General features: G+C 61.1%; 13 protein-coding genes. 11 read left to right on the plus strand and 2 right to left on the minus strand.

All coding sequences use genetic code 11. From position 1 onward, the window contains the following. Positions 1 to 39 precede the first annotated feature (39 nt). The 4 genes from RGAI101_RS19060 (at position 40) to RGAI101_RS19075 (ending at position 2,796) form a co-directional block, all read left to right on the plus strand. Positions 40 to 345 (plus strand): hypothetical protein, encoded by a 306-nt coding sequence (locus RGAI101_RS19060; RefSeq protein ID WP_157044754.1) that lies wholly within the window; start codon positions 40 to 42, stop codon positions 343 to 345. A gap of 87 nt (positions 346 to 432) precedes the next feature. Next, positions 433 to 861 carry a c-type cytochrome gene (locus RGAI101_RS19065; protein WP_008229505.1) on the plus strand — a complete coding sequence of 143 codons (429 nt, stop codon included), beginning with the start codon at positions 433 to 435 and terminating at the stop codon, positions 859 to 861. A gap of 1 nt (position 862) precedes the next feature. After that, positions 863 to 2,251, plus strand: coding sequence for a multicopper oxidase family protein (locus RGAI101_RS19070; RefSeq protein WP_008229484.1), 1,389 nt, complete (start codon positions 863 to 865; stop codon positions 2,249 to 2,251). 104 nt (positions 2,252 to 2,355) lie between these two features. Next, positions 2,356 to 2,796 carry a c-type cytochrome gene (locus RGAI101_RS19075; RefSeq protein ID WP_441295899.1) on the plus strand — a complete coding sequence of 147 codons (441 nt, stop codon included), beginning with the start codon at positions 2,356 to 2,358 and terminating at the stop codon, positions 2,794 to 2,796. Positions 2,797 to 3,071: 275 nt separating this feature from the next. Here the strand turns inward: RGAI101_RS19075 and RGAI101_RS19080 are convergent, their stop codons facing one another. Together RGAI101_RS19080 and RGAI101_RS19085 are read right to left on the minus strand one after the other, a co-directional pair. After that, positions 3,072 to 3,569, minus strand: coding sequence for a hypothetical protein (locus RGAI101_RS19080; protein WP_008229766.1), 498 nt, complete (start codon positions 3,567 to 3,569; stop codon positions 3,072 to 3,074). Between the two features lie 289 nt (positions 3,570 to 3,858). Then, on the minus strand, positions 3,859 to 4,551 hold the full coding sequence (locus RGAI101_RS19085; protein ID WP_037230113.1) for a winged helix-turn-helix transcriptional regulator: 693 nt from the start codon (positions 4,549 to 4,551) through the stop codon (positions 3,859 to 3,861). A gap of 160 nt (positions 4,552 to 4,711) precedes the next feature. On the opposite strand from RGAI101_RS19085, the gene RGAI101_RS19090 reads away from it, so the two are divergent. From RGAI101_RS19090 to RGAI101_RS19120, 7 genes are all read left to right on the plus strand, one after another. Next, positions 4,712 to 6,118, plus strand: a complete 1,407-nt coding sequence (locus tag RGAI101_RS19090; protein ID WP_008229577.1) for an FAD-binding oxidoreductase — start codon at positions 4,712 to 4,714, stop codon at positions 6,116 to 6,118. A gap of 496 nt (positions 6,119 to 6,614) precedes the next feature. Further along, complete coding sequence (locus RGAI101_RS19095; protein WP_008229794.1) at positions 6,615 to 8,288, plus strand: thiamine pyrophosphate-dependent enzyme; 1,674 nt, start codon at positions 6,615 to 6,617, stop codon at positions 8,286 to 8,288. Then, positions 8,285 to 10,363, plus strand: coding sequence for a hydantoinase/oxoprolinase family protein (locus tag RGAI101_RS19100; protein WP_008229665.1), 2,079 nt, complete (start codon positions 8,285 to 8,287; stop codon positions 10,361 to 10,363). The genes RGAI101_RS19095 and RGAI101_RS19100 overlap by 4 nt, the downstream gene beginning before the upstream one ends. A 1-nt stretch (position 10,364) precedes the next feature. Next, on the plus strand, positions 10,365 to 11,984 hold the full coding sequence (locus RGAI101_RS19105; protein WP_008229679.1) for a hydantoinase B/oxoprolinase family protein: 1,620 nt from the start codon (positions 10,365 to 10,367) through the stop codon (positions 11,982 to 11,984). Continuing rightward, a complete protein-coding gene (locus RGAI101_RS19110; protein ID WP_037230116.1) occupies positions 11,981 to 13,186 on the plus strand; it encodes a pyridoxal phosphate-dependent aminotransferase in 1,206 nt (401 codons plus the stop codon). The genes RGAI101_RS19105 and RGAI101_RS19110 overlap by 4 nt, the downstream gene beginning before the upstream one ends. A gap of 8 nt (positions 13,187 to 13,194) precedes the next feature. Beyond that, complete coding sequence (locus RGAI101_RS19115; RefSeq protein ID WP_008229586.1) at positions 13,195 to 14,013, plus strand: NAD-dependent epimerase/dehydratase family protein; 819 nt, start codon at positions 13,195 to 13,197, stop codon at positions 14,011 to 14,013. Next, positions 14,010 to 15,215 carry an NAD(P)/FAD-dependent oxidoreductase gene (locus RGAI101_RS19120; protein ID WP_008229664.1) on the plus strand — a complete coding sequence of 402 codons (1,206 nt, stop codon included), beginning with the start codon at positions 14,010 to 14,012 and terminating at the stop codon, positions 15,213 to 15,215. Before RGAI101_RS19115 ends, RGAI101_RS19120 begins: the two co-directional genes overlap by 4 nt. Positions 15,216 to 15,233 lie beyond the last annotated feature (18 nt).

Raw genomic sequence — 15,233 nt, forward strand, 5'->3', positions numbered from 1 at the left:
CGGGTATGAACCTGGGACATGTGGTATCATAAGGTGAACATGCGCAAAATATTCCTCATTCTGACGCTGGGCTTTTTCGCGGTCGCGATCTTGCTTGGGCAGAATGCGGGTCATGACATGCAGCATGGTCATCCCTGTTCGGGATGTGTCGATAGCGCCGATGTGGCAGGTGATATGTCGCTGCCAATGTGTTCGCATGGTGCACTTTGCGTGGTTGCCGCGATGCCAGACGGCTTTACTGGCCTTGGCCACTCGGTCCGACGACCGATGCAATATCCTTGGCCCGTCGCCAGCTTTTCTGATCCTGTAACAGTGACCTTCGACCTTCCGCCGCCGCGCGCCTGAACGGGTCTCAAGATATCCACCGGCGGATCGCTTCCGCCAGAACGACCACGCGCGGCCCCGGTGCCGTGCGCCCTTCAGGAATTCGAAATGAACAAAATCGCTATCGTTGCCGCCGCTGCCATCCTCGCAGGCGGAGCATATTACGTCACGCAGCTGCAAACGTCCGACACTGCTGCATCTGAACCAAAGCAGGGTGACCCGATCGTCTCGGTCGCCTTGCCCGAGACGCTTTCAGCGGAGGCGACGATGGGCAAGCGCGCCTTTGACGCCACCTGTGCCGACTGTCACGGGACAAATGCTGCTGGCAAGGCGGGCTTTGGCCCACCGCTTGTCCACAAGATTTATGAGCCATCCCATCACGGCGACATGGCCTTTGTGCTGGCCGTCCAGCAAGGGGCCAGAGCGCATCACTGGACCTTTGGCGATATGCCTGCGCAATCCGGCCTGACGCAGGCGGATGTGAAGGCCATCACCGCCTATGTCCGTACGCTGCAGCGCGCCAACGGGATCAACTGAGATGGCCGGTATTCCCCTGTCGCGCCGCGGCTTTTGCGCGGGCCTTGCTGCGGGTGCCATCCTTGGCAGACCTGCGTTCGCCGCCGCACCGACCCCGCTTACCGCACGTCCGGCGACCGTTCAGCTTGCCCCTGAAGGCTATGCCGCGACCAAGGTCTGGAGCTATGACGGCACCGTTCCAGGCACCACCTTGCGCGCGAAACAGGGCGGGCGGCTGACACGGCGGCTGGTCAACGAACTTCCGGTACCGACCTCTGTGCACTGGCATGGCATCCGGATCGACAATGCCATGGACGGCGTTGCCGGGCTGACGCAAGAACCGGTTCCCGCTGGCGGCAGTTTTGACTATGACTTCGTTCTGCCCGATGCAGGCACCTACTGGTACCACGCTCACACCAATTCGATGGAGCAGGTGGCCCGCGGGCTGTCCGGACCGTTGATCATCGAAGAAGCCGACGCCTATGACGTGGACCGCGACGAGGTGCTGATGCTGGACGACTGGCTTCTTGATCCTGAGACCGGCGCGTTCCGGGGCGGCGACCACCCCGTGACCCTCAGCCACGCAGGGCGTACCGGTAATCTGGTCGGGACGAACGGACAATTTGCTTTCAGCCTTCCTGCCAAGCGCCATGAACGTCTGCGCCTGCGTCTGATCAACGCCGCCAATGCGCGTATCTTCGTCTTGCGCCTGGCGGGGCTTGAGGGGTGGACCGTCGCAGTTGACGGGATGCCGTTGCCAGAACCCGAACCCCTCTCTGACGAACTGGTCCTGGCCCCTGCGCAGCGCATTGATCTGGTGGTCGATGTGACCGCCGAGGAAGGGGAAACCGCCGGTCTTTTGCGGCGGGACACGGACGGCACATGGCAGCCGCAGGCGATGGTTCCGGTCACCGGCCAAGCCTCGATCGCGCGGCGCGGTGTTCCGGCTGCCTTGCCGCCCAACCCCAAGATGGAGGTTAGCGGCCTGAAAGACGCGCGGCGCTTGACGATGGCACTGGAAGGGGGCGCGATGAGCGGTCTGGAAAGCGCCCGTTACAAGGGACGCGAACTTGGGTTCAGGGGCTTGATGCAGGAAGGGCAGTTCTGGGCGCTTGCCGGTCAAGCCGGTATGGCCGACGTCCCCTTTGCCCGCCTGTCGCGGGGCGAGACGGTGCGACTGGGTTTGACCAACCAGACAATGTTTCCGCACGCCATGCATTTGCACGGGATGCATTTTCGCACGGTTGGTGCGGACGGTACCCTAGGCCCGATGCGCGACACGGTCCTTACGTTCCCGAACGAGACGGTCGAGATTGCCTTTGTCGCGGATAACCCCGGCAAATGGCTTTTGCATTGCCACATGCTGGGCCATGCGGCATCGGGTATGACAACATGGATCGAGGTTGCGTGATGATACGTCAGAAAACGATACACAGATTTGCGGTGCTGCAGGGGCGGTGCGACGATGGTTGTCATGCAAGGCCCAAGCCACGCGAATGCCACGAGGGGTCGATCCTGCGCAGGGTCATTTTCGCGACCCTGCTGGCGCTTGCGCCGATTGCGACACAAGCGGATCATGCATTTCAGGGGCGTGATCTGGACCGGGGGGCACAGCTCTATGCCGGGAATTGCGCGGCGTGCCACGGTGCAAACCTTGAAGGTCAGCCCGACTGGCGGTCGCCCGGCCCTGATGGGGTCCTGCCCGCGCCACCGCATGATGCATCCGGCCACACCTGGCACCACGACACACCGCTGTTGCTGGAATATACGCGGCTGGGTGGACAGGCCGCCTTGAATGCGCGCGGTGTCACGGGATTTAACAGCGGCATGCCCGCATTCGGCGACATTCTTTCTGACGCGGAAATCATGGATATCCTTGCCTACATCCGGTCGACCTGGCCCGAACAGGCCCGCCAAGTTCAAGCAGAACGGACCCACGCGCTACCCGCGGAGTGATGAGCGCTCCGGCTGTCTTTTCTATCCTCCTGTCGGTCGCGCGCAATGGATCCTGCTGACAGGGGATTACTTGAGCAGGTATTTGATCAAGGCGGCAATCGCCAAGGCAACCAGCACAATCAGCAGGATCGCCCAGATCTAGCCAAACCCCATCCCATAACCCATACCGTAACCGTCCATCGTCATTCTCCTTGTTCCAATGGGGCGGGCGCGTCTGGCGGCCCCGTGCCCCCGCCCCGAACACCCTGACCCGAGGTGTATTGTCTCAACCGGGCTTAAGCGGTGACAGTCAAAAGCATCCACATTCTCGCCGCGAAATGCCCCGGAAGATTACAGTAAAGAATATAGGTGCCGGGCCGCAGCGTCAGGGTCAGCGCACCTGCTTGTCCGGGGTTCAGCTCGGCCACTTCGCCAAGATGCCCGGCCGCATCTTCGTCGATCCTTTGCGCGTCACGGATATACGGCAGCGGCGTCGAAAGGCTGCGCATCGGAGTGACCACCATCTCGTGGATCATGTCCGCAGAGTTATTGGTAACACGAAAGGTCACGACGCCCGTTGGGACCTGCGTCCGATTGACCGTGATCCCCATCATCACCATAGGCATATCCGCACCCATCAGGCCCATGTGCTGCTGGCCGTACATCATGGGCGTGTGACCCCTGTCCCAAAGCGATACGTGGACCACTGTTTCGGCAGCCCCGGCGGGCAAGGCGAAAAATCCGGCCATGACGCACCCCGAAAGAGCGAGCGCCATTCGTCTGGCAAAGGTCATCTTCCAGCTCCTTCTGGTGATTGGCATGGTGGTGACGGTATGACCCTAGGCCAGTCATTGCCGCGGGGATTGACATGGATCATCCTGTTCACAGCCGCGGGTGGTGGCGCTGTGATGGATGGACGTCAGTGCCCATCCGACCGAATAGATAACCTCTTGCAGCGCGGATCGTGGTTTAAGCCGGGAAAACGCGCCTATCCGGAACGGTCTGGCGATACTTCCCTGAAGGTGCAGCCTCGGGATGTGGTCTGATAGTCCTGAAACTGTACTGTTCGATTGGCCGATAGGTTCAGTGCACCAGTTTCCTCTGCGCGCTGAACGGGCTGAGGCCAAGCCAGGTTTGCATCGTGCGCGCAATCGCGGGATCGCCGTCAAGCTGGATCTTGTCTCCGGCATCGAAAACCCGCGTCAGCCCCATCCAGATCGAAGTCATTGTCCGCAGGTCGGTCGTTACCCACAGATCGACGTCATAGCCCGGATCGGAGGAACACAGATCAACTGCGGCATGGGGATCGACGACCAGCCACCAGTGCCGGCGCGCTTCCGCAAGCTCGGGATATCTGAACTTCACAACCGTCCGCTGCGGCGGCAGCGGGACCGGATCAAGGTTGCGGCGCATGTCCCACATCAGCAGCGACGGATCGAGGTTCTTCAGCGTCGCCTGCGTTTCGATCCACTTTTGCCCCCAGATGCCAAATGCTTCGACGACCGACTTAAGGTCACGGCCTGCTTCCGTCAGGCGGTATTCATGTACGTTCGGTTCGTTCGCGACGGGGGTGCGCGTGACGATCCCGGCGACTTCCAGTTCATTAAGCCGCTGTGACAACAGGCTTGGGGACATGCGCGGAACGCCCCGTCTGAGATCGTTGAACCGGGTCGAACCCGCCACCATTTCGCGCACCAGAACCATGGTCCAGCGCGTGCAGAGCGTTTCGGCTGCCATCGCCACAGGGCAGAATTGTCCGTAACTTCCAAGTGTCATAGCGATTCTCCCTGATGGCAAATTTGGTTTTGCAAATATTCATCATACCACGTTTCGCCCCAATCCGGCAGGAAAAGGCCGGTTCAGTTTCAGGACTAGTGCGGCTGCCGCCAGGGGCGCAGCCTAAACGCAGGATCAAACTTTTTTGGGAGAGCTTGCCATGACGGAAACATTCAAAGCACTGAACGGTGGGACCACCGACGTTACAAAGGCGAAACTGGCGGACTTCAACGCGTCGCTCAGCGGTGACCTGATCGGCAAGGGGGACGGCGGTTACGATGATGCCCGCAGCTTGTGGAACGGCATGATCGACCGGTATCCCAGTCAGATCGTTCGCGCGCGGAACACGAATGACATTCGGCTGGCGGTGGACTTTGCGCGCGAGAATGGCCTTTTGCTGGCGGTCAAAAGCGGCGGCCACCAGATTGCAGGTCACGCGGTTGCCGACGACGCGCTTTTGCTAGACCTTTCGCAGATGCGGGCGGTCGATGTCGATCTCGACAAGGCGACCGCAATCGTGCAGCCCGGCTGCCTTCTGTCCGACGTGGATCAAGCTACACAGGTTCACGGCCTTGCCGTGCCGCTTGGCATCAACTCGACCACGGGCGTTTCTGGGCTGACCTTGGGGGGCGGGTTTGGCTGGATCACGGGCAAGCATGGCTTGACGATCGACAATCTGCTGTCGGCGGACGTGGTCTGTGCCGATGGTGTCGTGCGCGTCGCGAGCGAGATGGAGAACAGCGATCTGTTCTGGGCCATTCGCGGTGGCGGCGGTAACTTTGGCGTCGTCTCCTCTTTTGAATTTGCGCTGCACCCGATCGGGCCAGAGGTGCTTTCGGGTCTGATTGTGCACCCCTTGGCGGATGCGCGCGCCCTGCTGCAAAGCTATCGTGACATCTGTGCCCGCGCGCCCGATGCGCTGACCGTCTGGGCGGTCATGCGGCAGGCACCGCCGCTGCCATTTCTCCCCGAAGAGTGGCATGGCAAGGAAGTGCTGATCTTTGCTGCGTGCTATGCGGGCGATATGAAGGAAGGCGAGAAAGCGCTGGAAGAGTTGCGCGATCTGGGACATCCGATTGCAGACGTGATCGGTCCTAACCCTTATGCGGGCTGGCAACAGGCCTTTGATCCGCTTTTGACGCCCGGCGCGCGCAACTATTGGAAAAGCAATGATTTTCTGGAGCTTTCAGACGAGGTTATTGATATCTCCCTTGCGGCGGTTGCGGCCCTGCCGGACCCGCAGTCGGAAATCTTTATCGCCCATCTTGGGGGGGGCATGGCCCGCGTTGACGCCGCGGCCACACCGTTCCCGCAACGGAACCGGCACTTCGTGATGAACGTCCACACGCGGTGGTCGGATCCTGCGCTGGACAAGACGTGCATCGATTGGGCGCGCGATCTTTCCGATCGGACAGAACCCAAATCCGCAGGCAGCGTCTATGTCAATTTCATGCCGTCTGACGATGGCCGGATGGCCGAGGCCTATGGCCCCAACATTGAAAAACTGCGTCGGATCAAGGCAACCTATGATCCCAACAACCAGTTCCGTCTGAATCACAACCTATAATGACGCGGACGCCTGGCACGGTACATTGTGGTCTTTGTGTCAGGCAATCTGTTGTGTTTTTGGGTGCGGTGATCGGCTTTGGAAGTGGAAAAGAAGCTTGGGGGCCTTGGGGCTGTTGAAGCGGTAGCGGTTGGAATTTATGGTTATTCCCTGCTGCATCAAGCTTCTCTTGCCTATGGCGAAGCGTTCTTTCCAGTGGATTCCTTGCTGCGACCGAAGTCATGCGGGTATCACGCGAAGAGATTGTCGAGCCCTGCGCCGCAGTCATCAAGGCTGCCGGTTTGGATGCGGCGTAAGCCATCGCCAATGAGACGGAATTCGGCCTTTCGTCCGACATCTGCACGTCATCTCTCCTGCACATACGCACCCGATAGACAAGTAGAGCTTGTCTATGGCCTGCTTTTCTTGATTTCGCAGATATGCGAACACAGGCACTGTAAGCATAAACGGGCGTGATCGGTTGATCGGCGTCACATTCAAGCAAGGATAAACGATAATGGCGCGACACGGTGGTCAACTTCTGGTCGAAAGTCTTGTGGCACTTGGCGCAAAGAAAAGTTTCGGTGTTCCGGGTGAAAGCTATCTGGCGGTGCTTGATGCGCTGCATGACACCAAGGGCAAGCTGGATTTTGTCCTGTGCCGCAATGAAGGCGGTGCCGCGTTCATGGCTGCGGCCTATGGCAAGCTGACCGGCATTCCCGGCATCTGCCTCGTGACACGCGGACCCGGGGTTACCAACGCGTCGATCGGCATTCACACCGCGATGCAAGACAGCTGCCCCATGCTGGTTTTCGTGGGCCAGGTCGGTACCGACATGAGGGGCCGCGAGGCGTTTCAGGAAATCGACTATCGCGCGATGTTCGGATCGGTGGCGAAATGGGCCGTCGAAATCGACGACGTTGACCGCATCCCTGAAATTCTGGCAAGGGCCTGGAAGACGGCGACGACAGGCCGCCCTGGTCCCGTGGTCATCGCACTGCCCGAAGACATGCTGACCAGCGCCACGGACGTGGCCCCGCTGCGCGGACCTGCTGCGTACCCCGAGCCTGAGCCCGCAGCACAGGCGCTGGCACAGGCCCGCGAGATGCTTGCAGGAGCCGCACGGCCATTGATCATCTATGGCGGGTGCAACTGGACGGCCCAAGGCAGCGCCGCGCTGCAATCCTTTGCCGAAGCCTCTGATATTCCTGTCGTCTCGGTATTCCGCTATCAGGATCAATACGACAACTTCTCGCCGACATTCTGTGGCGAGGCTGGGGTCGGCATGGTGGCGTCGGTCAAGAAACTGATCGTCGAGGCCGATGTTATCCTGGCCGTCAACAACCGCTTTGGCGAGAACTCGACTGATGGCTACACGCTGCTGGATGTGCCGCTGCCGAAACAGCGCCTGATCCACGTGCACGGGTCCGATCTGGAACTAGGCAAGGTTTATCAGCCCGAACTGGGCATTCAGGCGGGGCCGAACGCATTTGCCAAGGCATTGGCGGCGGCACCTGTGTCGGGCGATTGGGCCGCTTGGCGGGCAGAAGGGCGCGCGGCGTTCGAGGCCGGTTTCGATCTGGGCGATCTGCCATCACCCGTTGACATGGGCAAGGTCACCGCGCACCTGCGCGATATCCTGCCCGACGACGTAATCCTGACCAACGGGGCCGGAAACTTTACGGTCTGGCCCAACAAGTTCTTCAAATTCGGCCCCGATGCGCGGCTGCTGGCTCCGCAATCTGGCGCGATGGGGTACGGCGTGCCTGCGGCGGTGGCGGCCAAACTCGCCCATCCTGACCGGGCTGTCGTCTGTTTCGCGGGGGATGGCGATTTCCAGATGAATTGTCAGGAACTGGCCACCGCGGCACAGGCAGGCGCACAGCCGATCATTCTGATCCTGAACAACGGCATCTACGGTACAATCCGTGCCCACCAAGAACGTCACTATCCGGCCCGCGTGTCCGGGACCGAGATGGTAAACCCCGATTTCGTGGCGCTGGCCAAGGCCTATGGCTTTCATGCCGAACATGTCGCGACAACGGACGCATTCGCAGCCGCCTTTGACCGCGCGCTGGCTTCGAACACCGGTGCTGTGCTTGATCTTGATATCTCGCCCGAGGCGCTGACCCCGCGGGTCACGTTGTCCCAGATGCGCGACGCCGCGCTGAAAGCAAAGGAAAACGCATGACGCAGGCACAGGAAATCCGCCTTGGTGCGGATATTGGCGGCACCTTTACCGACATCGCGCTGGACGTGGGGGGCGTCATGCATTCGTCCAAAGTGCTGACCAACTATAAGGCCCCCGAACAGGCCATTCTTGACGGCATTGCCATCGTGACCGAACAGGCGGGCATCGCGCTGTCGGACATCGACATCATCATTCACGGCACCACCCTTGCGACCAATGCGCTGATTGAGCGGCGCGGCGCACGGACCGCCCTGGTGACGACGGAAGGTTTCCGGGATGTGATCGAAATGCGGTCGGAAAACCGCTTTGCCCAATATGACCTGAACATCCAGTTGCCCCCGCCGCTGATCCCGCGCGAGGACCGGTTTCCCGTCAAGGGCCGGATCGGCGCGCAAGGTCAAGAGCTTCAACCGCTGGATGAAGCGGCGCTTGAAGCGCTCGCCGACACGCTCAAGGCCGAAGGCTTTGCCGCCGTGGCGATCGGGTTCATCCATTCCTATCTGAACGGCACGCACGAGGAACGCGCGCGCGAGATTCTGGCGGCAAAACTTGACGTGCCGATCTCGATCTCGTCCGAAGTATCCCCGCAGATGCGCGAGTTCGAGCGGTTCAACACCGTCTGCGCCAACGCCTATGTGCGCCCGCAGATGGAAAGCTATCTGGCACGGCTGCAAACACGCGTCAAAGAGATGGGGGCGACCTGTCCGGTATTCATGATCCACTCGGGGGGCGGGTTGATCTCGGTCGAAACGGCGTCGGCCTTTCCGGTGCGTCTGATTGAATCCGGTCCTGCCGGGGGGGCGATCTTTGCCGCAGATGTGGCGCAGCGCTTCGGGCTGGAAAACGTCGTCAGCTTTGACATGGGTGGCACCACTGCCAAGATCTGCCTGATCGAGGATTTCCAGCCCCAGACGGCCCGGACCTTTGAAGTTGCGCGCACCTACCGTTTTGCCAAAGGATCGGGCATGCCGATTTCCATTCCTGTGATCGAAATGATCGAGATCGGGGCAGGGGGCGGGTCCATCGCCTGGGTCGACGCCATGGGACGCATCCAGACCGGGCCGGAATCTGCCGGGTCGGAACCGGGACCCGCCTGTTATGGGCGCGGGGGTGCGCGCCCCGCGATCACCGACGCCGATCTGGTTCTGGGCAAGATCGATCCCGACAACTTTGCCGGCGGCAAGATCAAGCTGTCGGTCGATGCCGCCCGCGCTGCCATCGGCCGCGAAGTGGGTGACAAGCTTCAGATTGACCCGCAGGCGGCAGCCTTTGGCATCGCCGAGGTGGTTGACGAGAACATGGCCAATGCGGCCCGCGTGCACGCGGTCGAAAACGGCAAGAACATCGGTGACAACGTGATGATCGCCTTTGGGGGGGCCGCCCCGCTGCACGCTGCGCGGTTGTGCGAAAAGCTGTCGATCGACATGTGTCTGATCCCGCAAGGGGCGGGCGTCGGGTCTGCCATCGGCTTTCTCAAGGCACCGTTCGGCTACGAGGCGCTTGCCTCGCAGATCGCACGCCTGAGCGAATTTGATCCGGACGCGACCAACGCGATGCTGGCAGGGTTGAAGACCACCGCGGAAAGCTTTGTGCGCGCCGGTACCGCCGGCGAGATTGTGCGCGAGATCACGGCCTTTATGCGCTACGCGGGGCAGGGCTGGGAAATTCCGGTCACCATGCCGGACCGCGCCTTTACCGCAGATGACAAGGCCATGATCGAAGAGACGTTCCGCGCCCGCTATGCGCAGTTCTTTGGCCGTGCGGTCGAAGGCCCCGAGATTGAGTTCGTCACTTGGTCCGTCAAGGCGCACGACATTCGTCCCGCACCTGCGCCGGTAACCCTGACCGATGATGGTGCGGTGGCGGGTGCTGCCCTGACCCGCGCCGTGTTCGACCCCGCCACCGGCGCAGAGTTGACCACAACGATCGTTGAACGTGACAGCCTGCAAAGCGGCGCGCGTGTCACCGGCCCGGCCGTCATCGTCGAGAGTGAAACCTCGACTGTCGTCACCTCGCCCTTTGATGCCGTGATCCAGCCCGACGGCACGATTCTGTTGATCCGGAAAGGACACTGATATGTCTCAAGTCGATGAAATTCGCATGCAGGTGATGTGGAACCGCCTGATCTCCGTGGTCGAGGAACAGGCAATGACGCTATTGCGCACCGCCTTTTCCACCAGTGTACGCGAGGCAGGCGACCTGTCGGCCGGTGTGTACAATGCCAAAGGCGCAATGCTGGCGCAGGCGGTGACCGGCACGCCGGGTCATGTGAACACGATGGCCGAAGCGGTCGGCAACTTTCTGGCAGCGATTCCGCGTCAGAACATGTTTCCCGGTGACACCTACGTTACCAACGACCCGTGGTTGGGCACGGGCCACCTGCATGACATCACCATGGTCACGCCCGTATTCAACGGCGAAGAGCTGATCGGCTTTTTTGCCTGCACGGCCCATGTGGTTGACGTGGGCGGGCGCGGGTTTGGTGCCGATGGCAAATCAGTCTACGAAGAAGGCATCCAGATCCCGATCATGAAGTTCGCCGAACGCGGCGTGGTGAACGAGGTGCTGGTCAGCCTTCTGCGGGCCAACGTGCGCGAGGCAAATCAGGTGGTCGGTGACCTCTATTCACTGGCGGCCTGCAACGACGTGGGTCTTAAACGCCTTTTGGAGATGCTTGACGAAATCGGTCTGCCGAACCTCGACAAGCTGGGTGATTTCATCCTGTCGCGGACCCACGCGGCGGTGATGGAGCGTATTGCGGCGCTGCCCAAAGGCGCATGGTCGAATGAATTGCTGACCGATGGCTATGACGAGCCCGTCAATCTGGTTGCCAAGGTGACAATCGAAGAGTCCCGCGTTCATGTGGATTTCGACGGCTCTTCGGCGATCAGCCGCTGGGGCATCAACTGTCCGATGATCTACGCCAAAGCCTATGCCTGCTATGCGATCAAATGCGTGGTGGCCCCCGACATTCCGAACAATGCAGCTTCGTTGGCGGCATTCGAGGTGACATCCCCCGTCAACATCGTGAATGCCGAACGGCCTGCACCGGTCAGCTTGCGCCATGTCATCGGGCATATGGTGCCCGACGTGGTCTTGGGTGCGTTGGCTCAGGCCCTGCCGGGGCAAATCCAGGCCGAAGGGGCCGGGGCGCTGTGGAACATCCATATCTCCGCTCGGCCTGCTGCGGGTCATGAGGGACGGCGGTCCGAAGTGCTGATGTTCAACTCGGGCGGCATGGGCGCGCGGCCCACGCTGGACGGTCTTAGCGCGACCGCCTTCCCGTCGGGGGTGCACACCATGCCGATCGAGGCGACGGAACATGCCGGCCCGGTCGTGATCTGGCGCAAGGAACTGCGTCCGGATTCCGGCGGTGACGGTACATTCAGGGGCGGTCTGGGCCAGCGCATCGAAATCGCACCCGCCGACGGGCACGAGTTCGAATTTTCGGCGATGTTCGACCGCGTCGGCACCGCGCCTTTGGGGCGTGAGGGCGGGTTGCCGGGGGCCACGGGCAGCGTGGCGCTGGATGACGGCACAAAACTGCGGCCCAAGGGCTGGCAGTTCGTCCCGGCGGGCAAACGCCTTGTCCTGAACGCGCCGGGGGGCGGCGGCTATGGTGATCCGGCCAATCGGACCGCCGAAAGCCGCGCGGAAGATCTGCGCAAGGGCTATGTCACGGAGCCAGGCAAATGACTCATATCGCAAACCGGCTTTCAGTCGTGAAGCCATCGGCTTCCATGGCCGTCAGCCAGGCCGCGAAGGACCTTGCGGCGACGGGCGTGGATGTCTGTAATCTGGGATTGGGAGAACCCGATTTCCCGACGCCCGCCCACATCACCGAAGCCGCCTTTGCTGCCGCCCGGTCCGAACGCATGCTGTACACAGCGGCGGTCGGCACGGCCGATTGCCGCAAATCCGTGGCGGACAAGTTCCAGCGGGAAAACGGGCTGGACTACGGGATAGACGAGATTGCGGTGGCCAACGGGGCCAAGCAGATCATCTTCAACGCGCTGATGGCCACGGTGGAAGATGGGGATGAACTGATCTTGCCCGCACCCTATTTCGTGTCCTATCCCGAAATGGCCAAGCTGTTCGGCGGTGTTCCCGTGACGCCTGCCTGCCCGGCCGAAAACGGTTTCCGCCTGACGCCAGAGGTGCTGGAGGCCGCAATCACCGACAAGACCCGCTGGCTGTTCCTCAACATGCCGGGCAACCCGTCGGGGGCGGTCTATTCGCGCGCGCAGCTCGAAGCGCTTGGCGCAGTGCTTGAAAAGCATCCGCAGGTGATGATCCTGTCCGATGAAATCTACGAGCACATTGTTTTCGACGGACGGTCCTTTGTGTCGTTCGGCGCGGCATGTCCGCAGTTGCGCGACCGGACGCTGATCGTCAACGGCGTGTCGAAAGCCTATGCAATGACTGGCTGGCGCGTTGGGTACGCCGCAGGGCCAAAAGATTTGATCAAGGCGATGGCCACGATCCAGAGCCAGTCCTGCACGTCGGTCTGCACCCCCGCGCAGATCGCGACGCAGGCGGCGCTTGACGGTCCGCAGGACGAAGTGCTGCGTTTTCGCGCCGCGTTCGAGCGCCGCAGGGATCTGGTCGTTGCCGGCATTCAGGGGATCGAAGGACTGACGCTCGATCCGCCCGAGGGTGCCTTTTACGCCTATATCGGGTGCGCGGCCCTGATCGGGGCGACCACAGGACAGGGCGAGGTTCTGAAAGACGACATCGCCGTCACGCAATATCTGCTGAACGAAGGCCGGGTGGCCGCCGTGCCGGGCACCGCCTACGGGCTGTCGCCGTTCTTTCGTATTTCGACGGCCACATCCGAAGCAGAACTGACAAAGGCTGTTACCCGCATTGCGGACGCGGTGGGCAAACTGAGTTTCTGAGGCACCTCATGACCAAACCTTTCAAAAAGATACTGATCACCGGGGCGGCGGGACGTCTGGGAACGGAACTGCGGCATGGGCTTGCACCACTTGCCGAAACTCTTCGTCTTTCTGACCGCGTGGCCTGCGAAAACCTGTCCAGCCATGAAGAAATGGTGGTTTGCGATCTGTCCGACGAAAAGGCCACCATGGCGCTTCTGGAGGGCTGCGATGCGGTCGTGCACATGGGCGGCGCGCCACTTGAACGACCCTGGCAGGAAATCCTTGATAGCAACATTCGCGGTTCCTACCACATTTTTGAAGGGGCACGGAAACACGGCGTCAAGCGCGTCATCTATGCGTCTTCGGTTCATGCCATCGGCTATCACAAGATTGACGATGGCATCAAAGGCGATGCAACAGGGCGGCCTGACAGCCTGTATGGCGTGTCCAAATGCTTTGTCGAAGCCCTTGCCAGCCTTTACTATGACAAATTCGGGATCGAGAGCAGCTGCGTGCGCATATTCTCGTCCTTCCCGGAACCTGCGGACCGGCGCATGCTGTGGTCCTGGCTTAGCTTTGGCGACTGCATCCGGATGATCAGCGCCTGTCTGACCGCCCCGCATCTGGGGGCCACCGTGATGGCAGGGATGTCGGACAATACCGTCAAGCCAGTCGACACCTCGAGCGCTGGCCATGTCGGCTATGTGCCACAGGACAGCGCCGAGAGTTTTCGCGCTTCTGTCGAGGCAAAAACAGAACCCGCGGACCCCAATGCAGCATCGACGCGCTGCATCGGCGGTTGGTTCGTCGACCTTGGTCATCAAGACGATGCGGCCGCGGCGTGAAGCGATCATATGACGTCGTGATCATAGGGGGTGCCGTCATCGGATCGGCCGTCGCCTATTACCTGACCGCGAACCCTGATTTTACAGGCTCCGTTCTGGTGGTCGAGCGTGACCCGACCTATGGACAGGCTTCCACGGCGCTGTCAGCTTCTTCGATCCGGACACAGTTTTCCAATCCGATCAACGTGAAAATCAGCCAATACGGTTCTGAAGTGATCCGAAATTTCGGCGAAATGATGGAAGTCGATGGCGACAAGCCTGACCTTAACTTTCACTCTGGCGGCTATCTGTTTCTGGCCCGCACAGACGAGCAGGTCCAGATTCTGCGCGAAAACCATGCAGCACAGAAATCTTGCAACGCGGATGTGGTCTTGTGGGACCGCGACCAGTTGGCTGACGCTTTCCCGCACATCCGGGTGGATGACATCGCCCTGGCGTCCTACGGCCAATCCGGCGAAGGCTGGTTCAACAACACCGGCCTGATGATGGGGTTCAAGACCAAGGCCCGCGCGCAAGGGGCCGAATTCGTGACGGACGAGGTGATCGAGATCGCACGCGAAGGCGACCGCGTCACATCGGTCTTGCTTAAATCCGGTGCCACCATCCAGACGGGCACTGTGGTCAATGCCTCGGGCCCCCGTGCGGCGCGGACGGCCCGGATGGCGGGGCTGGATATCCCGGTGGAGCCGCGCAAGCGGACGCTTTTCGTATTCGACTGCGCAAAGACGCCCGAAGGCACTGCGCGCGTCAACGCCGGGCGGCTGCCGTTGATGATCGACCCGTCAGGCGTTTTCTGCCGCCCCGAAGGGAAATATTTCCTGACGGCTTGGGCCCCTGCGCACGATCCTTGCGTCGACTGGGATGATTTCGATCCGCGCTATGAGGAATTCGAAGACGAGATCTGGCCCGCCCTTGCCGAACGGTCGCAATCATTCGAGGCGATCAAGGTGATCAACCAGTGGGCTGGCCACTATGCCTTCAACACGCTGGATCACAATATGGTTGTCGGTCGGCATCCCGAGGTGGAAAACTTCATTTTCGCCAACGGATTTTCCGGCCACGGCCTGCAGCAGGCACCCGCCACGGGGCGCGGTGTTTCCGAGTTGATCATTCACGGGGAATTTCGCACGCTCGACATGACACAACTGGGCTACGAACGCATCGTCGAGAACCGTCCATTCCTGGAAAGAGCCGTGATCTGACGCTGCTGCTCGCGTCAA

It is taken from the genome of Roseobacter sp. GAI101, from assembly GCF_000156335.1.
GTDB lineage: Bacteria > Pseudomonadota > Alphaproteobacteria > Rhodobacterales > Rhodobacteraceae > Sulfitobacter.

Coding starts and splice junctions, on each gene's coding strand:
- RGAI101_RS19065 (WP_008229505.1), top strand. CDS start 433: ATGAACAAAATCGCTATCGTTGCCGCCGCTGCCATCCTCGCAGGCGGA.
- RGAI101_RS19090 (WP_008229577.1), top strand. CDS start 4,712: ATGACGGAAACATTCAAAGCACTGAACGGTGGGACCACCGACGTTACA.
- RGAI101_RS19060 (WP_157044754.1), top strand. CDS start 40: ATGCGCAAAATATTCCTCATTCTGACGCTGGGCTTTTTCGCGGTCGCG.
- RGAI101_RS19100 (WP_008229665.1), top strand. CDS start 8,285: ATGACGCAGGCACAGGAAATCCGCCTTGGTGCGGATATTGGCGGCACC.
- RGAI101_RS19105 (WP_008229679.1), top strand. CDS start 10,365: ATGTCTCAAGTCGATGAAATTCGCATGCAGGTGATGTGGAACCGCCTG.
- RGAI101_RS19085 (WP_037230113.1), bottom strand. CDS start 4,551: ATGACACTTGGAAGTTACGGACAATTCTGCCCTGTGGCGATGGCAGCC.
- RGAI101_RS19115 (WP_008229586.1), top strand. CDS start 13,195: ATGACCAAACCTTTCAAAAAGATACTGATCACCGGGGCGGCGGGACGT.
- RGAI101_RS19110 (WP_037230116.1), top strand. CDS start 11,981: ATGACTCATATCGCAAACCGGCTTTCAGTCGTGAAGCCATCGGCTTCC.
- RGAI101_RS19070 (WP_008229484.1), top strand. CDS start 863: ATGGCCGGTATTCCCCTGTCGCGCCGCGGCTTTTGCGCGGGCCTTGCT.
- RGAI101_RS19095 (WP_008229794.1), top strand. CDS start 6,615: ATGGCGCGACACGGTGGTCAACTTCTGGTCGAAAGTCTTGTGGCACTT.
- RGAI101_RS19080 (WP_008229766.1), bottom strand. CDS start 3,569: ATGACCTTTGCCAGACGAATGGCGCTCGCTCTTTCGGGGTGCGTCATG.